The sequence below is a fragment of the Nonomuraea sp. bgisy101 genome (assembly GCF_057708945.1).
In genome coordinates this window covers 1-20,090 of the sequence record NZ_JBYITD010000021.1, presented here as the reverse complement: position 1 = coordinate 20,090, position 20,090 = coordinate 1, and the positions used below count along the sequence as shown (strand labels likewise).

Below are 20,090 nucleotides of genomic sequence, written 5' to 3'. Positions count from 1 at the left end.
GCGGCCGCGTCAACGCCTCACCCGAGTGCGGCGGCCGCATCGGGTACGCGGGTCTCGGCCAGGCGCGGCGGGCGACGGTAGCCGGTGGAGGGCGGGCGCTCGGGGATCGTCAGCCTGGCCCGCCGTACCCGCTCGTAGGGGATCGTGGACAGCAGGTGGGAGATCATGTTGATCCTGGCCCGCCGCTTGTCCTCGCTCTCCACGTCGTACCAGGGCGCCTCGGGGATGTTGGTGTGGATGAGCATCTCGTCCTTGGCCCTGGAGTACTCCTCCCATCTGGTGATCGACTCCAGGTCCATCTCCGACAGCTTCCACTGCCGCATCGGGTCGTCGAGCCGGTCGTGGAATCGCCGCTCCTGCTCCTCGTCGCTCACCGAGAACCAGTACTTGCGCAGCAGGATGCCCTCCTCGACCAGCAACCGCTCGAAGATCGGACACTGATGGAGAAACCTCGCGTACTCCTCCTGCGTGCAGAAGCCCATCACGCGCTCGACGCCGGCCCTGTTGTACCAGCTGCGATCGAACAGCACGATCTCCCCCGCGGCGGGCAGATGCTGCACGTACCGCTGGAAGTACCACTGCGACTGCTCCCGCCCGGTGGGCGCGGGCAGCGCGACGATCCTGGCGACCCGCGGGTTGAGGTACTCGGCCACCCGCTTGATCGTGCCGCCCTTGCCCGCCGCGTCGCGTCCCTCGAAGATGACCACGACCCGCTGCCCCTCGGCGCGCACCCACTCCTGGAGTTTCACCAGCTCGCCCTGCAGGCGGAGGAGCTCTTTCCTGTACAGCTTGCCCGGCAGCCTGTCCCGTCCCATGCCTTCGGATGGTAGACGGAGCGACCTCAGCGGGCGCTGAGCGTCATGGCCGCCACGGCGAGCAGCATCCCTCCCGACACGTCGGTCAGCCGCCTGGCCGCCTTCGGCGTTCCCGTGAACCCCCGTCCCGCGCGGGCGGTGACGAGCGCGGGACCGCGGGAGAAGAAGCGGCGGGCCGATTCTGCCGCCGACCGTGTGTGACGCGGTCAGGCGCCGCGCAGGTCAGCAGCCGTCGGTCCCGCATGCCGCGCCCGTGAGTGGCCATGGCAGCGCGTCCTCGATCGCCCTGCGCAGCGCCGCGGTGTCGGGGACGCCCTCGACGCGGTGGCGCCCGTTGATGAGAATGGTCGGGACGACGGTGATCTCGTGGGCTCCGGCCTCGGCGAGCGCGGCCCTGTGCGCCTCGCCGTACGCGCCGGTGGTGAGGGCGCCGCGGTAGTCGGCCGCGGGCAGGCCGAGCTCCGCGGCCAGCCCGGTCAGGATCTCCACGTCCCCGATGTCCAGCCCTTCCTGGAAGAACGCGCGCAGCAGCCGGTCGTTGTAGGCGCCGCCGAGCCCGTGCTCCCTGGCGTACTGGTAGCCCTCGAAGGCGAGCCTGGTGTACGGCTGGGGCGACACGTCGGGTAGATGGATGGCGACGCCCATCCGGCGCGCCATCGGGTAGACCGCCCTGCGCCACACGCTCTGCAGGTAGTCGCCCTCGGGTCGCAGCGTCGGGCTCGGCTCGGCGCGCAGCTCGAACGGCATCCATTCCACCTCGACGTCCAGCCCCGCGACGGCCTCGTCGATGGGCTTCTTCGCCAGCAGACAGAACAGGCACACATAGTCGGACCAGACTCGCAGGTGGACGCTCATCGGGGGTTTCTCCAGATCGTGAAGGGGGTGTCGGCGCCGGGGATCGGCATGTGCTCGGCGGGCATGTCCCACTGCTCGGTCGGGACGGCGAACAGGCTGTAGGACGAGACGTAGTCGAAGCCCGCCTCCGCTGCGGCGTGCCGGTCGGCGGCGAAGACGACCCTGCCGATGCCCGACCACAGTGCGGCGGTGTAGCAGAGCGGGCACGGCTCACCCGAGGCCAGCAGCGTGGCGCCGGCGACGGCGCGCAGCCCGTGGCGGCCGGCGGCGTCGCGGATGGCGACGATCTCGGCGTGAGCGGTGGGGTCGCGATGGGCGCGCACCCGGTTGACGCCGGTGCCGAGGACGGTGCCGTCGGCCGCGACGACGAGGCCTGCGAACGGAATCCCGCCCGCCTCCACCTCGACGGTGGCCAGGTCGACGGTTTCGGCGAGCCGCGCCGGCAGCCAGGAGGGGTTCGTGGCATTCATTGCTTGTACATGCATATTGCTATCGTAAACCAAGGGTGCCGCGGTCGCACGCCTACCTCCGGGGTAATCGCGGTGCCGCGCCTGGCATGGCGAGAATAGGCGTCCCGATAGAGCAGACCGGAGGGGGCCAGTCATGACCGCATCCACGCGCGCCGTGGTGGAGGAGCTTCTGCGCAGGATCGGCGCGGGCGACCCCGAGCGCGTCGCCGAGCTGTACGCCGACGGCTGCGACTGGAAACTGGACTGGCCGGAGGCCGAGCACGGCAGGGCCGAGACCCCGTGGATCCGCCACCGGTCCTCGCGCGCCGACGCCGCGGAGCACTATCGGCAGCTCGGTGAGCACCACCTGCCCGAGCAGGTCGCCACCGAGATCGAGCGGATCCTGGTGGACGGCGACGACGCGGTCGTGCTCGGCGAGATCCGCCAGGCCGCACGGTCGACGGGGCGGGCCTACCGTTCGCGGTTCGCCCTGCACCTCACGATCGAGGACGGCCTGGTGACCCGGCATCACGTCTACGAGGACAGCCTGGCCGTCGCGCAGGCGTTCGCCGTGAACGACCGCTGAGCCCCACCATCCCGGCGTCCGCGCCCAGGAAGCGGTGCCGCGACGCGGGCGCGGGATGGTGGACCCGTCAGGCGGTGGTGCGGTCCATGCGCTCCAGGCGGTTGCGGACCCCGTCGAAGTGAGCGTGGACCGCCGCGTCCGCGGCCGTCCTGTCGGCGGCCAGCACGGCCGCGTAGATGTCGCGGTGCCTCCTGGCCACGTCGTCCGAGGGCTCGTCCGGCGCACCGAGGCGGTCGCGGAGCTGGTGGTAGACGTCCCAGAACGCGCCGAGCAACTGGCTGACCAGCGGGTTCCCGAGCGGCCGGTAGAGCAGGTCGTGGAAGAGCCTGTCGGTCTCCGGAGAGACGACGCCCACCGCGGCCTCGGCCTCCATGCGGGCGATGACGTCGGCGACCGAGGTCAGGTCCGCCTCGGGGCCGAGGTCGATGAGCCGCTGGACCAGGCCCGCCTCGAGGATCTCGCGGATCTCCACCAGGTGGGCCAGGTGGTTCCTGCCGTCCTGCAGGGTGATGCGGCTGTGGAAGGCCAGCTCGTCAACCAGGCCTGACAGCGACATCCGGCCCACGAACATCCCGAACCCGTGGCGGATCTCGACGATCCCGACGGCCTGCAGCGCCTTGAGCGCCTCCCTGACCGAGTTACGGCTGACGCTCAGCTCTTCCATGAGCTCCGACTCGGTGGGCAGCGGGTCCCCCGCCACCAGCCCGCGCTTGAGGATGAGGTCCTTGACGCCCTCCTGGGCCTCGACCGCACGGCTCAGCCGCGCGCGCGGGACAGCGGTCATGAAGAATTCCTCTCTCATAGGCCCTTGCGTAACATTCCGGAAATCGAGTGTTGACCACAAGCAGGGTTGCCATCTAGCGTCCACTTACCGCAAACATAGGACATGGGATGTCCCACGTTCTACCCCCCAGGAGGAATCCGTGAGCTCTGATTTCAGCCGCCGCGACTTCCTGCGTTACAGCGGAGCTACGGGTGCGGCGGCGTTCATCGCGGCCACCCTCTCCGCCTGCAGCGGAGGCCCCGCCTCGACCGGCTCGGTCGGCTCGGGAACGAACAAGGACCTGATCACCGCTGTCATCGGGTACGGCAACGACCAGAGCTGGGACCCGACGCAGACCGCCTCCGCCTTCGCGATGGCCGGCATCAGCCACATCTACGAAGGCCTGCTCGACACCGACCCGATCACCCGGGAGCCGTACCCCGCGCTGGCGACCGCGCTGCCCGCCGACGTGAACGCCACCTCGTGGAAGTTCACCCTGCGCGAGGGCGCGAAGTGGCACGACGGCCGGCCGGTCACCGCCGACGACGTGATCTTCACCTTCGAGAGGGTCCTCGACCCCGAGGCCAACGTGCTGGTCGGCAACTTCTTCAAGTCCTGGCTGCAGGAGGTCAAGAAGATCGACGACCGCAACGTGGAGCTGGTCTTCAAGTTCCCGTTCCCCGACGCCGCGCCCAGGCTGACCATCGCCAAGATCATGCCCAAGCACGTCTTCAGCCAGCCCGGCGCCTGGGACGCGGCCAAGAGCGGCAAGGCCGTCGGCTCGGGGCCGTACCGGCAGACCGCGCACAACCCCAAGTCGAACACCTCCTTCGAGGCGTTCGCCGACTACAACGGGCCGCGTCCCGCCACCGCCAAGAAGATGAACTGGCTGACGATCGTGGACGCCGCCGCCAGGGTGGCCAAGATCTCCGGCGGCTCGGCGGAGGCGCAGATCGCCGACAACATCCCGTACGCCAACGTCGAGCAGCTCAAGCAGCAGGGGCTGACGGTCGAGGGTGGCGCCGGCATGAACCACATGTTCCTGATGTTCAACACCGGCACCAAGCCGTTCGACGACGTCCGCGTCCGGCAGGCGCTGCACTACGCGATCGACAAGAAGAAGATGATCGACGTGGCGCTGAAGGGCCACGGCACCGCCTCCAGCTCCTTCCTCAACGAGGGCCACCCCGACCACAAGCGCGCCTCGGTCGTCTACGACTACGACCCCGACAAGGCCAAGGCGCTGCTCAAGGAGGCGGGCGTCACCAACCTGACGATCAACCTCATGTCCGTCAACGTGAGCTGGATCGTCGACTGCCTGCCCACCATCGCCTCGTCGTGGGAGGCCATCGGCGTCAAGACCACGCTGGAGCCGCAGGACACCGCGGCGCTGTTCACCAAGATGGACCAGTTCCAGGACTACCAGGTGGTCGCGGCGGCCTCGAACCCGAACCAGTTCGGCATGGACCCCGACCTGATCATGCGCTACAACTACGTGGCCGGCGGGCTCTGGATGAAGTACGCCCACTACGACGGCGGCAAGGACGCCAAGGCGCTGTTCGCGATGATGGACAAGGCGACCGAGGAGCCCGACAAGGCCAAGAAGACCGAGGCGGTCCACGCCTACCTGGACGTCATCGCCGAGCAGGCCGTGCTCTACCCCGTCGTCCACACCGAGCTGATGACCGCCTGGGATCCGAAGAAGCTGTCGGGCGTCCGCGCGCAGCCGTACCCGGGCATCAACATGCTCCAGGCCAAGCGCGTCTGAGCCGCCATGGTCCTCATCGCCAGAATGCTCGTCAGGCGGGTCCTCATCCTGGTCCCGTTGCTGCTCGGCGTCGTCGCGTTCGTGTTCGTCGTGATGCGCTTCTCCAACAGCAAGCCGGAGTACGCCTACTTCCAGGGCGCGAACCCGACCGCCGAGCAGATCCGCCAGTTCCAGCTGGAGAACGGCCTGCTCGACCCGCTGCCCGTGCGCTACCTCCGCTTCGTCGCCGACCTGCTCCAGGGCGACATGGGCACCAGCGTCCTGACCAAGAAGCCGGTGATCGAGTCGGTCACGACGGCGCTGCCGCTGACCCTCCAGCTCACCTTCCTCGGCCTGACCGTGGCGGTCGTGCTCGCGCTGGTGTTCGGCGTCACGGGCGCGTTGTTCAGGGACCGCTGGCCCGACCAGCTGATCCGCATGGTGTCGCTGGTCGGGGTGGCGGCCCCGGCGTTCTGGCTGGCGCTGCTGATGATCCAGTGGCTGGCCGTGGGCGAGGGGTTGTTCCCGACCGGCGGCTACATCAATCCCGCCGACTCCGTGAGCGGCTGGCTGCGGTCGATGACGCTGCCCGCCCTGTCGCTGTCTCTGCCGGTGGCCGCCCAGCTCACCCGCATCATCCGGACCTCGATGGTGGAGGAGCTGGACAGGGACTACGTGCGCACCGCGATCGGCAGCGGGCTCCCGCCGATCGTGGTGGTCGGCAGGAACGTGCTGCGTAACGCCCTGATCAACCCGCTGACCGTGCTCGGCCTGCGCATCGGCTACCTCATCGGCGGCACGGTCGTCATCGAGCAGATCTACGGCCTGCCCGGCATGGGCCAGCTCATGATCAACGCGGTGCGCGACGGCGACCCCGCGGTCGTCCAGGGCGTGGTGCTGACCATCGCCGTCGGCTTCATGGTCGTCAACCTCGTGGTCGACGTCCTCTACCTGCTGGTCAACCCCCGGCTCAGGAGCGCCTCATGAGACGAGGACTGGCGGACCGCCTGTCCGGACGCGACGTGGGTTTCAGGCGGCTGCGGCCGCTCTCGTGGGCGGCGGTCGCGATCATCGCGCTGGTGGTACTGGCGGCCGTACTCGCGCCGCTGATCGCGCCGCACTCGCCGTACTTCCAGGAGACCGCCGGCGGCGGCCCCTCCGCCGAGCACTGGATGGGACTCGACAGCGCCAACCGCGACATCCTGTCCAGGCTCCTGTACGGCGCGCGGTGGTCGCTGATCATCGGCCTCGGCGCCACGGCGCTGGCCCTGGTGGCGGGCGCCGTCATCGGCGCCGTCGCCGCCACCTCCCGGAAGGCGGCCGACGAGACGATCATGCGGGTGCTCGACGTGATCATGGCCTTTCCAGGAATCGCGCTGGCCGCGGTGCTGGTGGCCGTGTTCGGCGGCAGCATCCCCGTGCTGGTCATGGCGATGGCCTTCCTCTACATGCCGTCGGTGGCCAGGGTCGTGCGGGCCAACGTGCTGGCGCAGTACGGCGAGGACTACGTGGCCGCCGAACGGATCATCGGCGCCCGCACCCCGCACATCCTCATCAGGCACGTCGCCGTCAACTGCGCGGCGCCCGTACTGGTGTTCTGCACGGTGATGGTGGCCGACGCGATCGTGTTCGAGGCGTCGCTGTCGTTCATCGGCGCGGGCGTGCGCCCGCCGAACCCCTCGTGGGGAAGCGTCATCGCCGACGGCAAGAACCTGGTGCTGCTCGGCGGCTGGTGGGCCACGGTCTTTCCCGGCCTGCTGATCCTCGTCACCGTGCTGGCGCTGAACATCCTGTCCGAGGGCATCTCCGACGCGTGGGCCGCCCCCGCCACCCGCAAGGCGTCCACCAGGAAGGACGACGCCTTCGAGCAGGCCGAGCCCGGCACGGGCCAGCTCACCGAGCTGCCGGGGCTGGCCGAGGCCGCGCTCAGGCTGGCCGAGCGCGCCCGCCCGCTGCCGCAGGGGCCGCCGATCCTGACCGTGCGCGACCTGCGGATCGCGTTCGACGCGGGCGTGGACATCGTCGACGGCATCTCCTTCGACGTCCGGCGTGGCGAGGTGCTGGGCCTGGTCGGCGAGTCGGGCTGCGGCAAGTCGCTCACGGCGCTGACCGTCATGGGCCTGCAACCGCGCAACGCGCGCGTCAACGGCGAGATCGTCTTCGACGGCAGGCCGCTCCTGACGATGTCACGAACCTCGCGCAGGCGGCTGCTCGGCCACGACATGGCGATGATCTACCAGGACGCGCTGTCGTCGCTGAACCCGGCCATGACCATCAAGGCCCAGCTCAAGCAGGTCACCCGCCGTGGCGGCCGCCGCTCGCCCGCCGCATTGCTGGAGCTGGTCGGCCTGGACGCGCGCAGGACCCTCTCCTCCTACCCGCACGAGCTGTCCGGCGGCCAGCGGCAGCGGGTGCTCATCGCGATGGCGCTGTCGCGCGACCCCAAGCTGATCGTCGCCGACGAGCCCACCACCGCGCTCGATGTGACGGTCCAGGCGCAGGTCATCGAGCTGCTGTTGAAGCTGAGGGAGGAGCTGGGCTTCGCGCTCATCCTCGTCTCGCACGACCTCGCGCTGGTCGCCGACGTCACCGACCGGGTGGTCGTCATGTACGGCGGGCAGATCGTCGAGGCGGGGGCGACCGCGACCCTGGTGGCCGCGCCCGCCCACCACTACGCGCGCGGCCTGCTCGGCTCGGTGCTGTCGCTGGAGTCGGGGGCCGAGCGGCTCACGCAGATCCGCGGCGTGGTCCCCTCGCCCGCCGACTTCCCCGCAGGATGCCGGTTCGCCGATCGCTGCCCGATGGCCACGCAGGTGTGCAGGACCGAAGCCCCGGCGCTGGAGGGCGACGCCGGCCTGCACACCGTGGCCTGCCACCATCCGGCGGTCGTCCTCGTGGGAAGTGAGCGACATGCTTGAGCTGAAGGACGTGCACGTCGTGCACAAGGCGCGCTCGGGCGGAGTGTTCTCCCGCGATCGCGTCCACGCGCTGACCGCCGCCGACCTGACCATCGGCCGCGGCGAGACCGTGGGCGTCGTGGGCGAGTCGGGCTGCGGCAAGTCGACGCTGGCCAAGGTGCTGGTCGGGCTGCAGCGGCCCACGTCGGGGACGGTCTCCTTCCTCGGCAGGGATCTGTGGTCGCTGAAGGAGTCGGAGCGGCGGGCACTGGTCGGCTCCAGCATCGGGATGATCTTCCAGGACCCTTCCACGGCGCTGAACCGGCGGCTGCCGATCAGGCAGGTGCTGCGCGACCCGCTCGACGTGCACAGGCGCGGCACCCCTGCCGAGCGCGACGCCCGCGTGCGGGAGCTGCTCGACCTGGTCGGCCTGCCCGCGAGCGTCGCCGACGTGCTGCCCAGCCAGCTGTCCGGCGGGCAGCGCCAGCGTGTGGCCGTGGCCAGGGCGCTCGCCCTCGAGCCCACGCTGCTCATCGCCGACGAGCCCACCAGCGCGCTCGACGTGTCGGTGCGGGCGCAGATACTCAACCTGCTGCTCGACCTGAAGGAACGCCTCGGGCTGGCGCTGGTGTTCGTCTCGCACGACATCCAGACGGTGCGCAGGATGAGCGACCGCGTGGTCACCATGTACCTCGGCAGGATCGTCGAGCAGACGCCCGCCCATGCCGTACCCCTGCGGGCGCGGCATCCGTACACCAGGGCGTTGTTCTCGGCCACGCCGGGACTGATCTCGCCGATCAACCCGATTCCGCTGGTCGGCTCGGTGCCGTCGGCGACCAGGCCGCCGAGCGGCTGCCCCTTCCGCACCCGCTGCTGGCGGGCGGACGAGGTGTGCGGGGCCGCGTGGCCCGCCGCTCGAAGCGATGACGACCACCTGTTCCACTGCCACCACCCGGTGGCGGCGGGAGCGACCGACCTCGAACTGATCCAGGAGCGCGCATGACGACATCCGATATCGCCGGGTCCGCGACATTGACCGGGGTGATCCCCCCGGTGTGCACCCCCTTGACCCCCGATCATCAGGTGGACACCGCCTCGCTCACCCGGCTGGTCGACCATCTCCTCGCGGGCGGGGTGGACGCCCTGTTCGTGCTCGGCTCCTCGTCGGAGGTCGCCTACCTGCCGGACGCGCAGCGCAAGGTCGTGCTCGACACGGTGACGGGGCACGTGGGCGGGCAGGTGCCCGTGCTGGCCGGAGTGATCGACATGACCACACCACGGGTGCTCGAACACGTCCGTGTGGCCGTCGAGGCGGGCGCGGCAGGGGTGGTGGCCACGGCGCCGTTCTACACGCGCACCCATCCCACCGAGATCCGCACCCATTTCCGGATGATCGCGGACGCGGCGGAGGTACCGGTCTATGCCTATGACCTGCCGGTCTCCGTGCACACCAAGCTGAGCGCGTCGTTGTTGCTGGAGTTGGCGGACGAGGGCGCGCTGGCGGGAGTGAAGGACTCCAGCGGTGACGACGGCGGCCTGCGCCAGGTCATCATGGGCAGGAAGGCGCCGTTCAGCGTGCTGACCGGCTCCGAGGTGACCGTCGACTCGGCGCTGTGGATGGGCGCCGACGGCGTGGTGCCGGGGCTGGGCAACGTGGACCCGCACGGCTACGTCCGGTTGTTCGGGTCGGCGGCGCAAGGAGACTGGGAGGCGGCCAGGAAGGAGCAGGAGCGGCTGGTCCGCCTCTTCGAGATCATCCAGGTGGGCGGCGCGCGCATGGGCGGCAGCTCCTCCGGCCTGGGCGCCTTCAAGGCGGCGCTGCATCTGCGGGGGGTCATCGACTGCCCGGCCACCGCCCTGCCGCAGGTCCCCCTGAACGACGACGAGGTCGCCCAGATCGGCATGCTCCTGGCCGCGGCCGGCCTGCTGTAGGCCGCCGTCGGCGGATCTCGGCCGCCACGGCGTCGGCGAGGGCCCCGTCCAGGGCATGAGGACCTCGGCACCTCGATCGAGTGGTACGACCGTCGCGGGCCTGCTCATCACGATCTCGCTGGTCGGCGTGTACTGCACGGCCCGCCTCAAGCGGCAGGAGAGTCCGGTCATCACCCCCGCCTGACACACAATGTTCTGCTGTGAGAACCCGATCGCTTCCATCGGGAGACAGCAGGCATGACACGAACACCACCGGCGGAGACGGTCGAGGCGGACGACGCCGAGCTGATCCGCCGGTCCCATGACGACCCCGAACAGTTCGCGACGCTGTTCGACCGCTATGTCCGGCAGATCCACCGCTACGTCGCCAGGCGACTCGGCACCCAGGTGGCCGACGACATCGCGGCCGAGACCTTCCTGATCGCCTTCCGCCGCCGCGCGGCCTACGACGTCACGCAGCCGCTGGCCAGGCCGTGGCTGTACGGCATCGCGACCACCCTCATGGCCAGGCATCGGCGCGACGAGGAGCGCTTCCTTCGCGCGCTGAGCCGTACAGGGATGGACCCGCTACCCGAGCCGATGGCCGACACGGTCATCGGCCGCGTCGCCGCGCAGGAGGAGGACCGCCGCATCGCGGGGGCGCTGGCGGGCCTGTCCCAGGGCGATCGTGACGTGCTGTTGCTCGTGGCCTGGGAGGACCTGGCCTACGAGGAGGTGGCTCAGGCGCTCGGCGTGCCGATCGGCACGGTCCGCTCGCGTCTGCACAGGGCGCGCAGGAAGACCAGGGCCGCCCTCGGGGGCGCCGATCCGACGAGAGAGGTCGCGTGATGGACGAGATCAGACAGTTCCGCGGATCCACGCCGGTGATGACGCGTGAGGCGGAGGACGCGGCCCGCAGCCGGCTGCTGAGGGAGATGCGCGATCCGGCCCTGGCACTGGCACCTGCGCCGGCATCGGTGAAGCGGCGCAGACGGCCGCGCCTGGCGTGGCGGCTCGGCCTCGCCGCCGCGGCGGCGGTGGCGATCGCCGGGGGCATGACCGTCGTGCGCGGCGCCGACCATCCCGCCACCGTCACCGTCGCCAGCGTCCAGGAACTCGGCGAGCGGGCAGCCGAGGCCTCCGAGGCCGACCCCGACGGTGTCGTTCCCTCGCCGGGCCAGTGGCGCTACTGGAAGATCACGCGCGCCACACAGATCTCCGAGCCGCGGCCCGAGATGGATCCGGTCAAGCGCGAGACCGTGGAAGGCTGGGACAGCCTGGACGGCAGGCAGACGGCGTACATCGACGAGACGGGCAAGATCGCCATCGAGCAGATCGTCCAGGACTTCGAAGACGTCGTGGAGGACGTCCCCCGCGTCTCGGGCGCCGACCTCGCCCAGGAGCCCGTCACTCCCGAGGGGGTGCTCGCGAAGGTGACGGAGATCGTCGAGAAGGCCCCTGCGTCCCCGTTCGGGGGCGACGCCTCCAAGCAGCAGCTGGTGTTCCAGGCGATCCTCAACCTCATGAGCCAGGAGCCGCTCACGCCCGAGGCGCGTGCCGCGCTGTTCCGCGCGTTGCCGATGATCGAGGGGGTGACGCTCAAGCAGGACGCCGTCGACGCGGCGGGCCGCGCCGGGGTCGCCTTCGCCTTCGCGGGAGAGACGGAGCGCCTCGAGATCATTCTGAGCTCGGAGGATTTCAGGTTCCTCGGAACCTACAGCGAGACGCTCACGGAGCAGTACCACAACCAGGGGATCGGCCTGGTGAAGCCGGGCTCCATCATGGGATGGACCGCGCAGCTCGGGGTCGGGGTCGTCGACAAGCCGGGCGACCGCCCCTAGCGAAGCCTCAGGGGCCTTCGGGAGCGGGATCGGCCATGCGATGCTCCGGGAGGCCCCTGATGATCATCTCGATGGCGGTCTCGTAGGTCTCGTCCGCCTGGTCGGCGGAGATGTGCCCGAGCGTCTCGGCCAGCAGGAGTCCGGAGACGAACCCGTGCAGCACATCCGCGGTCCGCCACCGCTTGTCCTCCGGCACGCCCGCCGCGGGCATGATCCTGAACAGCACGTCCCACAGTCCGCCCTCCTTCGGCTCGATGACCTCAGGATGGTTGTGCACGTACGTCCACAGGGCGGGCTGGGTGCGGGCCAGCCTGCGATAGGCGTGGGCGAGCGCGCGGAGCTGGTCCTGCCACGGCCTGCCGTCATCGGGCGGCAGGCCGAGGAACGGGGCGACGTTGCCGAGGCAGACCTCCCTGATGAGCTCCGTCTTGTTCGCCACGTGGTGATAGAGCGACATCGGGTTGACGTCGAGCTCGGCGGCGAGCTTGCGCATCGACAGGGACTCCACGCCGCCCGCCTCGATCAGCCGGAGTGCGGTGGACCTGATCTCCTCGACCGTCAGGGGTGTGCCCCTCCGTGCGCTCACTGCCATACAGCGTATGGTAGCGTCAGCCATACGGTGTATGGCTACGCATGGAGCACTCATGAAGGCGATTCCCGCCCCGCAAGGACTGCCGCTGCTCGGCAACACGCTGCAGATGCCGAGCCGAGCCCCCATCCTGTTCCTGGAAGAGATGGCAGGCAGGTACGACGAGGGCATCTTCCAGCTCGACCTCGTCGGCCGCAGGGTCGTGTTCGTCCACGACCCCGATCTGGTGGCGGAGGTGTGCGACGAGACCCGCTTCTACAAGGGCATCAACCCTCCGCTGTCGATCGTGCGCGACTTCGCCGGCGACGGACTGTTCACCGCCAGGCACGACGAGCCGGTCTGGGGCCACGCGCACCGCATCCTGATGCCCGCGTTCAGCCAGCGCTCGATGAAGGCCTACTACCCGCAGATGCTCGAGGTGGCCGAGCAGCTCATCGCCTCATGGAGCCGGCGCCAGGGCGAGGACCTGCACGTGCCGGACGACATGACCAGGCTCACGCTGGACGTCATCTCGCTGACCGGGTTCGGCTACCGGTTCAACTCGTTCGACTCCCCCGAGCTGCACCCGTTCCTGCGGGCGATGGGCGGCGCGCTGACCGAGGCCATGCACCGCAACCGGCAGCTTCCCTTCGTCACCAAGCTCAAGCGCAAGAACGAGGAGGCCTACCAGCACGACATCAAGGTCATGCGCGACCTCGTCGACGACGTGATCAGGCAGCGCCGGTCCACGGGAGCGGGCGGCGCCAAGGACCTGCTCGGCCTCATGCTGGAGGCCTCCGACCCGAAGAGCGGCGAGCGGCTGTCGGACGAGAACATCCGGAACCAGGTGCTCACCTTCCTCATCGCGGGACACGAGACGACCAGCGGCCTGCTGTCGTTCGCCCTGTACAACCTGCTGCGCGACCCGCACGCGCTGGCCCTGGCGTACGACGAGGTGGACAGGCTGCTGCCCGGCGACGAGCCGCCCTCCTACGAGACCGTCATGAAGCTGGACGTGATCCCGCGGATCCTGGAGGAGACGCTGAGGATCTGGTCCCCCATCCCCGCGTTCGCCGTGAACGCCTTCGCCGACGACAGCATCGGCGGCTACCCCGTGGCCAAGGACCAGCCGGTCGTCGTGCTCCTGCCGCCGCTGCACAGGAACCCGAAGGCGTGGGAGCGGCCGGACGAGTTCGACATCGACCGCTGGCTGCCCGAGCAGAAGGCACAGCACCACCCGGGCGGCTACAAGCCGTTCGGCAACGGCGAGCGGGCCTGCATCGGGCGCCAGTTCGCGCTGACCGAGGCACGGCTCGCGCTGGCGATGATCCTGCGCCGCTTCGCGATCTCCGACCCCTCCGTCTACCGGATGAAGATCAAGCAGACGCTCACTCTCAAGCCTGACGAGTTCACGATCAGGGTCCGTGAGCGCAGGGCACACGAGCGCGCCGCGGCCGTCGCGCAACCCGTCGAGCAGGCCGAGCAGCAGGACGTCGCGGTCACCGGCGTGCCGCTCACCGTCGCCTACGGTTCGAACCTCGGCACCTGCCAGGACCTCGCCGAACGATTCGCCGAGCGGGCGGGCCGGTCGGGCTTCAGCGTCACGCTGACGACGCTGGACGAGCTCCAGCCGCCGGCCGAGGGCCTGCTGCTGGTGATCGCCTCGTCCTACAACGGCAAGGCGCCCGACAACGCCCAGCGCTTCGACGCGCTGGAGGAGCTGCCCGACCTGTCCGGGGTACGGCTGGCGCTGCTCGGCTGCGGCAACACCCAGTGGCCCACCTATCAGGACTTCCCGCGCCGCGCCTTCGGCAAGCTCACCGCGGCCGGCGCCGTTCCGCTCGTCGAGCGGGGCGAGGCGGACGCGGACGGCGACTTCGACGGCGACGTGTCGGCCTGGACGGCGAAGCTGTGGGCGGCGATGGCCGAGGAGTACAGCGCGTCGGCCGCCGACGCGGGACAGCGCTACGAGATGGACGTGCTCACCGAGGCGGAGGTCAGGCCCGCCGTCGTGTCGGCCAGGGCGGTGCCGCTGAAGGTCGTCGTCAACGAGGAGCTGACCGGCGACCCCGAGGGGCTGTGGGACTTCTCCGTCGAGCAGCCGCGGCCCGGCGTGCGCTCGATCGTCGCCGAACTGCCCGAGGGCGTCGCCTACGAGCCGGGCGACCACCTGGCGGTGTTCGCCAAGAACGACCCCGAGCTCGTCGAGTGGGCGCTGCGCACCCTGCGGGTGCCGAGGGACCAGGTCGTCAGGCTGCGCGCGCACGGCCCCACCCACCTGCCCGTGGACACGCCGGTGACGGCCGGCCTGCTGCTCACCGAGTTCGCCGAACTGCAGGAGGTGGCCACGCGCGCCGACCTGGACGCGCTGGCCGCCCACACCGGCTGCCCATGGACCACGGGACAGCTGGCCGAGCTGTCGGCCACCTACGCCGACGAGGTGCTCGCCAAGCGGCTGTCGGTGCTCACGCTGCTGGAGCGCTTCCCCGCGGTGGAGCTGCCGCTGGCGGTGTTCCTGGAACTCGCGGGGCCGATCAGGCCGCGCTACTACTCGATCTCCTCCTCGCCGCTGGCCGAGCCGGGCCGGGTGCGGATCACCGTCGGCCTGGTGGAGGGACCCGCGTGGTCCGGCAGCGGCGCCTACCGCGGCATGTGCTCGGCCTACCTGGCGGGGCTGGCCGAGGGCGAGGTCTTCTACGGCTACATCAGGGTGCCCGCGCCGCCGTTCAGGCTGCCGGAGGACCCGAGCACGCCGGTCATCCTGGTCGGTCCAGGGACGGGGTTCGCGCCGCTGCGCGGGTTCCTGGAGCAGCGGGCCCTGACCGGGGCCGCCGGCAGGGCCGAGGTGTTCACCGGCTGCCGCCACCCCGACCATGACCTGCTGTACCGGCAGGAGGTGGAGGCGTGGGCGGCGGCCGAGGGGGTGCGCCTGCACACCGCGTTCTCGGCCGTACCCGGCCACCCCTACCGCTTCGTCCAGGACGCCGTCGCGGCGCAGGCCGACGCGGTGTGGGAACTGCTCCAGCGGGGCGCGCACGTCTACGTCTGCGGTGACGGGCTGCGCATGGCGCCTGCCGTACGGCGGGCGCTGCTGGAGATCCACCGCGAGAAGACGGGCGCGGACGGCGAAGCCTGGCTGGCCGGACTCGAGCGGCAGGGCCGCTACCAGCAGGACGTGTTCGCCTGATCCGGGACAGGCGGCCCGCACGTGGTGGCCGGTCGTCCCGCGGCCGGCCTCGCACGACCACAGGCCGACCGCCACGGGGCCGGCTTCCTCTCGCGGATCACTCCTCCGTCGCGGACGGCAGCGCGCGCAGCCTGGTGACGGGGGAGGCGACGAGCCCGACGACGACGAGGGCCGAGCCGGCCGCGGCCATGGTCAGCGCGGCCCTGGCTCCGACGTGCCCGGCCAGCAGTCCCGCCGACAGCCCGCCGAGCGCCCCGCCGCCGAACAGCAGCGTTCTGAACACCGCCGTCATCCGCCCCATCATCGACTGAGGGGTGAGGGCCTGGCGCAGGCTGACGATGATGACGCCCGCGACGCCGAGCCCGAGGTAGGTGGTGAAGAAGGACAGCACGAACATCCCGATCATCACCGGCTCCGGTCCGGCGGCCGGCACGATCAGCGCAGGACCGAGAAGCAGGGCCGACTGGGCGACCAGGTAGACGCGGCCGATCGGGAACCGGCCGATGACCCTGCCCGAGATCGCCGCGCCGACGAGGCCGCCGACCGAGGCCATGGCGAAGACGCCGCCGAGGGTCGTGGAGGACAGGTGCAGGTCGCGCGTGCCGTACAGGAGGAACATCGTCCACACGGTGACCATGGAGAAGTTGCAGCAGAAGCCGATGAGCGCCAGCGCGCGCAGCACCCGGTCGCCGAACACCCAGCGCAGGCCGTCGCGCAACTCGGTCAGCGCGTGCCGCCTGGCGGCGGGGCGCGGCCGGGGCTCGGGCGTGCGGATCAGCAGCAGCGAGACCACCGAGAGGGCGTAGGAGAAGGCGTCCACGACCAGCGCCACCGGCGCGGTCAGGGCGGAGACCAGCATGCCCGCGACGCCGGGACCCGCCACGTCGGCGGCGGAGGAGCTGATGCTCATCTTCGCGCCTGCCTCCACGTAGCGTTTCGGGCTCCTGACCAGGACCGGCACGTAGGACATCCAGCTCACGTCGAACACGACCGACGCGACGCCGATGGCGCACGCGATGACCATCAGCGTGACCAGGTTCAGCGCCTGCCACCAGTACAGAAGCACCACGAGGGCGAGCAGGGTCATCCTGGCGAGGTTGGCGGCGAGCATGAGCGGCTTGCGCCTGGCCCTGTCGCTCCACACTCCGATCAGCAGGGCGAGCCCGAGGTAAGGGGCCAGCTGGAGGAAACGCAGGATCCCCACCTGCTCGTCGGTGGCGTCGAAGGCGAGGATGGCGGCGAGCGGTAACGCCAGGTTCGTCACCTGGGCGCCGAGCAGCGACACGGTCTCGCCGATCCAGAAGGTGAGGAAGTCGCGGTCCCGCCAGAGGCTGCGCTCCAGCAGCGGTTCTGGTCTACCTGTAGAAGCGCTACCATGTGGTTTCATGTCAGACAGTAGCACTTCCGCCGATCTGGTCACCAGCCTGCGCGGGCTGCTGGCCGGGCTGTCGCCGGGCGACCGCCTGCCGACCAGCAGGGAGCTGACCCAGCGCTTCAAGGTCGGCCCCGGCACCGTCGCCAGGGCGATCGCCGCGCTGGCCGCCGAGGGCGCCGTGGTCACCCGCCCGGGCAGCGGCACCTACGTGGCCCACCGCTCCGGCAGGGGAACAGGCGAGCTGCCCGACATGTCCTGGCAGGCGGTGGCGCTGGCCGGACGCGACTTCGACACGGCCAACGCCGCCGAGGCCGTCCAGCCCCTTCCCGAGGGTGGGATCGCGATGGCGGGCGGCTACCTGCACGAGTCGCTCCAGCCGACCAGGGCGCTGGGCGCCGCGCTGGCGCGGGCCGCGCGCCGCCCCGACGCGTGGCACCGCGCGCCGACGGCAGGGCTCGCCCCGCTTCGCGCGATCTTCGCCAGGCCGGCGGGCGGCGGGGTGAACCCCGACGACGTCCTCATCACCGGAGGCGGGCAGGGCGCCCTGTCGATGCTGTTCAGGGCGATCGCCGCACCCGGCAGCCCTGTCCTGATGGAGTCGCCCACCTACCCCGGCGCGCTGGCCGCGGCGAGAGCGGCTGGGCTGCGTCCCGTGCCCGTCCCCATGGACGACGAGGGCATCCGGCCCGACCTGCTGGCCGACGCGTTCGCCATGACGGGCGCCCGCCTGCTGTACTGCCAGCCGACGTTCCACAATCCGACCGGCACCGTGCTCGCGCCCGCCAGGCGCGGCCAGGTCGTCGACGTGGCCCGCGCCGCCGGCGCCTTCCTCATCGAGGACGACTTCGCCAGGCACCTCGGCCACAGCAGGCAGGTGCCGCGCCCGCTGGTGGCCGACGATCGCGACGGCACGGTGGTGCACGTCACGTCGCTGACCAAGCCCGCGTCGCCGAGCCTGCGCATCGGCGCGGTGATCGCCAGGGGCCCTGTCATGCGGCGGCTGCAGGGCATGCGGTTCGTCGACGACTTCTTCGTCACCCGGCCCCTGCAGGAGGCGGCCGTCGAGCTGGTGAGCACCCCTGCGTGGGACCGGCACCTGCGGGAGCTGTCGGCGGCGCTGCGGGAGCGCTGCGCGGTGCTCGCCGACGCACTCGCCCGCGAGGTCCCCGAATGGACGCTGACCGGGTTCCCCTCGGGCGGGCTCCACCTGTGGGTCGAGCTCCCGCAGGGAAGCCAGGACGCCGTGATGGCCGACGCCGCCCGCGCCTACGGCGTGGCCGTCAACGCCGGCGGCCGCTACTTCCCCGCCGAACCGCCTGGCGCCTACCTGCGGCTCGGCTTCGCGGCCGCCGCCGACACCGCCGAACTGGTCGAGGGCGCCCGCCGCCTCGGCGCCGCGGTCCGCGACGGGTCGTGAAGGACGGGTCCTGCGACGCGATGGTCCGGGCGGCGTGATCACGTCGCCCGGACGCCGAGCAGGTCAGGCCCAGCCCACTGGGAAGGCGCCCCCGCCCTTCGGGCAGGGGCGCCGGCAGGTCCCGGCTACTTCGGCGGGCACTTCACGGTGTAGGAGATCTCCTTCACCGGCTTGTTGTGGTTGAGCACCTCGAAGCGGGCGGTGCCGCTGACGGCCACCTGATGCGTCCCGCCGACGATCCTGGTCGTCCCCTTGCCGAGGGCCTTCTTGAGCTCGAAGGAGCGCCCGCCGACAGTCCAGCGGTACTCCACCTCACCGGCGCGGTCCAGGGTCAGCGTCACGTCCACCGCGACCCGCGGCGACTCGGCGCAGCCGGGGTCGGGGTAGCTGACGTAGTGGTCGATCTTGTCGATGCGCACGGCGACGGCCGGGGACTCGGCCAGGCACTTGAGGACGAACGTCCGCTCGGCGGGCTCGGATGGCCCGCCTTCGACCATGAGCCCGAGGGTGTGGGTCCCGGACTGCTGGTCGCCCAGCGAGAACGTGCCGAGTACGTACTGGACGCGCGTGCCGTTGTCGGCCGGGATGTCGACCTGCTGCTTCTTCCAGGGCGTGCCGTCCAGGATCCACCAGTAGGTGATCGTGACCGCGGGTCCGGCGGGCAGTTGGAGGTGGCCCCAGGCGTTGTACTGGACGGGCGCCGTGCAGGTGCCCTCGTAGTCGCCGGGAGACATCTCCGGGATGGTGACCACGGGCTTCGGCTTCGGCGGCTCCGTCGGCTTCGGGCCTGGGGTGGACTGCGTGGGACGGGGGGTGGAGCCTGGCCCGGGCTCCGGCGAGACGCCCGTGCAGGTCACCTGGTAGGCGGCGCGGCCGGAGTCGTGCCCTGCCGTCACCTGGATGGCCTTCCATCCGCTGGTGGAGCTGCCCACGGTGAGCGGCAGCGTGACCTGCCTGAGGCGAGGGCCGCCCGCGGGGAAATCGAGGTACTCCACGGGCCCCTCCCCCTGAGCGCTGTCGACCCACCGGTACGCCACGCGGGCCGGAGTCCTGGACACCTGGACGGTGCCGGTGAAGCGCACGATCGCCGGGCAGACGCCGTTGTAGGCCGGCGGCGTGACGTCCACGTCCGCGGCGGCGACGAGCGGCCCGCTCGCGCGAGCGGGAAGCAGGTGGGTCGCGTCGTACAGTTGGGCCGGGCCGTCGCAGCGGACGCTGAAGTGGGCCTTGCGCGACAGGCCTGCGCGGCCGAGGACCTCGACGGCCTGCCAGCCCGTCACGGACTCCTCGAACGTCAGCCGGTCCCTGACCACGACCTTCCGGCCACCGCTGACCGTGAAGCTCCTGATCGCTCCCTTGGACCCGTCGCCACGCACCCAGCGATAGCGAACGGTTCCGCGGCCCTTGGCGGCCAAGGTCGCCGAGAAGCCGAGCGTGGTGGGGCAGGCGCCGGAGCGCTTCGAGGGGGTGGCCTTGACCTTGGTGACCGTCACGTCGACGGCCGGCGCGGCCACGGCAGGGGGAGCCAGCAGCCCGCCGAGCAAGAGTACGCCCAGCAGCAACGCTGTCCTCTTCATGGGGTTGTGCCTTTCTAGCGAGAAGGGCACAACGTACGCGGCGTCACTGGAGTCCCACTGGTATCTGACTTGTGGCCGTCTCAGGACCGCCGGATCATCCGA

The 20,090-nt window shown here is 70.8% G+C and carries 18 protein-coding genes; 11 read left to right on the top strand and 7 right to left on the bottom strand.

Going from position 1 to position 20,090, the window contains the following annotated elements:
• Positions 1-17: 17 nt before the first annotated feature.
• The 3 genes from ppk2 to AC3EO4_RS33770 form a co-directional block, all read right to left on the bottom strand.
• Positions 18-815, bottom strand: coding sequence for a polyphosphate kinase 2 (gene ppk2, locus AC3EO4_RS33780; protein ID WP_379570104.1), 798 nt, complete (start codon positions 813-815; stop codon positions 18-20).
• A gap of 222 nt (positions 816-1,037) precedes the next feature.
• Entirely contained in the window at positions 1,038-1,670 is a 633-nt protein-coding gene (locus tag AC3EO4_RS33775) for a DsbA family oxidoreductase (RefSeq protein WP_431899437.1), read from the bottom strand.
• On the bottom strand, positions 1,667-2,155 hold the full coding sequence (locus AC3EO4_RS33770; RefSeq protein ID WP_379570110.1) for a nucleoside deaminase: 489 nt from the start codon (positions 2,153-2,155) through the stop codon (positions 1,667-1,669). The genes AC3EO4_RS33775 and AC3EO4_RS33770 overlap by 4 nt, the downstream gene beginning before the upstream one ends.
• A gap of 118 nt (positions 2,156-2,273) precedes the next feature.
• On the opposite strand from AC3EO4_RS33770, the gene AC3EO4_RS33765 reads away from it, so the two are divergent.
• Complete coding sequence (locus tag AC3EO4_RS33765; RefSeq protein ID WP_431899436.1) at positions 2,274-2,705, top strand: nuclear transport factor 2 family protein; 432 nt, start codon at positions 2,274-2,276, stop codon at positions 2,703-2,705.
• A 67-nt stretch (positions 2,706-2,772) separates the two neighbouring features.
• Here the strand turns inward: AC3EO4_RS33765 and AC3EO4_RS33760 are convergent, their stop codons facing one another.
• Positions 2,773-3,489, bottom strand: coding sequence for a FadR/GntR family transcriptional regulator (locus AC3EO4_RS33760; RefSeq protein WP_379570113.1), 717 nt, complete (start codon positions 3,487-3,489; stop codon positions 2,773-2,775).
• Between the two features lie 139 nt (positions 3,490-3,628).
• Between AC3EO4_RS33760 and AC3EO4_RS33755 the strand changes: the two genes are divergently transcribed.
• The 8 genes from AC3EO4_RS33755 to AC3EO4_RS33720 are packed head-to-tail and all read left to right on the top strand — an operon-like array spanning position 3,629 to position 11,864.
• Entirely contained in the window at positions 3,629-5,236 is a 1,608-nt protein-coding gene (locus AC3EO4_RS33755) for an ABC transporter substrate-binding protein (protein WP_379570115.1), read from the top strand.
• 24 nt (positions 5,237-5,260) lie between these two features.
• Positions 5,261-6,202 (top strand): ABC transporter permease, encoded by a 942-nt coding sequence (locus AC3EO4_RS33750; RefSeq protein WP_488186368.1) that lies wholly within the window; start codon positions 5,261-5,263, stop codon positions 6,200-6,202.
• Positions 6,199-8,133: a dipeptide/oligopeptide/nickel ABC transporter permease/ATP-binding protein gene (locus AC3EO4_RS33745; protein ID WP_431899432.1), complete on the top strand. Its 1,935-nt coding sequence runs from the start codon at positions 6,199-6,201 to the stop codon at positions 8,131-8,133. The genes AC3EO4_RS33750 and AC3EO4_RS33745 overlap by 4 nt, the downstream gene beginning before the upstream one ends.
• Positions 8,126-9,115: an ABC transporter ATP-binding protein gene (locus AC3EO4_RS33740; protein ID WP_431899431.1), complete on the top strand. Its 990-nt coding sequence runs from the start codon at positions 8,126-8,128 to the stop codon at positions 9,113-9,115. Before AC3EO4_RS33745 ends, AC3EO4_RS33740 begins: the two co-directional genes overlap by 8 nt.
• Positions 9,112-10,044, top strand: a complete 933-nt coding sequence (locus tag AC3EO4_RS33735) for a dihydrodipicolinate synthase family protein (protein ID WP_431899429.1) — start codon at positions 9,112-9,114, stop codon at positions 10,042-10,044. Before AC3EO4_RS33740 ends, AC3EO4_RS33735 begins: the two co-directional genes overlap by 4 nt.
• A 55-nt stretch (positions 10,045-10,099) precedes the next feature.
• Positions 10,100-10,228, top strand: a complete 129-nt coding sequence (locus AC3EO4_RS33730; RefSeq protein ID WP_431899428.1) for a hypothetical protein — start codon at positions 10,100-10,102, stop codon at positions 10,226-10,228.
• 53 nt (positions 10,229-10,281) lie between these two features.
• Positions 10,282-10,872 (top strand): RNA polymerase sigma factor, encoded by a 591-nt coding sequence (locus AC3EO4_RS33725; RefSeq protein WP_379570127.1) that lies wholly within the window; start codon positions 10,282-10,284, stop codon positions 10,870-10,872.
• A complete protein-coding gene (locus AC3EO4_RS33720) occupies positions 10,872-11,864 on the top strand; it encodes a CU044_5270 family protein (protein ID WP_431899427.1) in 993 nt (330 codons plus the stop codon). The genes AC3EO4_RS33725 and AC3EO4_RS33720 overlap by 1 nt, the downstream gene beginning before the upstream one ends.
• Positions 11,865-11,871: 7 nt before the next feature.
• Here the strand turns inward: AC3EO4_RS33720 and AC3EO4_RS33715 are convergent, their stop codons facing one another.
• On the bottom strand, positions 11,872-12,456 hold the full coding sequence (locus AC3EO4_RS33715; RefSeq protein WP_379570131.1) for a TetR/AcrR family transcriptional regulator: 585 nt from the start codon (positions 12,454-12,456) through the stop codon (positions 11,872-11,874).
• A gap of 52 nt (positions 12,457-12,508) precedes the next feature.
• Here AC3EO4_RS33715 and AC3EO4_RS33710 point away from each other — a divergent pair, with 52 nt between their 5' ends.
• Positions 12,509-15,619, top strand: a complete 3,111-nt coding sequence (locus AC3EO4_RS33710) for a bifunctional cytochrome P450/NADPH--P450 reductase (RefSeq protein ID WP_431899425.1) — start codon at positions 12,509-12,511, stop codon at positions 15,617-15,619.
• A gap of 97 nt (positions 15,620-15,716) precedes the next feature.
• On the opposite strand, the gene AC3EO4_RS33705 is transcribed toward AC3EO4_RS33710, so the two are convergent.
• A complete protein-coding gene (locus AC3EO4_RS33705; protein ID WP_431899423.1) occupies positions 15,717-17,006 on the bottom strand; it encodes an MFS transporter in 1,290 nt (429 codons plus the stop codon).
• On the opposite strand from AC3EO4_RS33705, the gene AC3EO4_RS33700 reads away from it, so the two are divergent.
• A complete protein-coding gene (locus tag AC3EO4_RS33700) occupies positions 17,005-18,411 on the top strand; it encodes an aminotransferase-like domain-containing protein (RefSeq protein ID WP_379570137.1) in 1,407 nt (468 codons plus the stop codon). The two genes, AC3EO4_RS33705 and AC3EO4_RS33700, sit on opposite strands and share 2 nt — an antisense overlap.
• Positions 18,412-18,536: 125 nt before the next feature.
• Here AC3EO4_RS33700 and AC3EO4_RS33695 read toward each other — a convergent pair whose 3' ends face one another.
• Entirely contained in the window at positions 18,537-19,988 is a 1,452-nt protein-coding gene (locus AC3EO4_RS33695; protein ID WP_431899421.1) for a hypothetical protein, read from the bottom strand.
• Between the last annotated feature and the right edge of the window lie 102 nt (positions 19,989-20,090).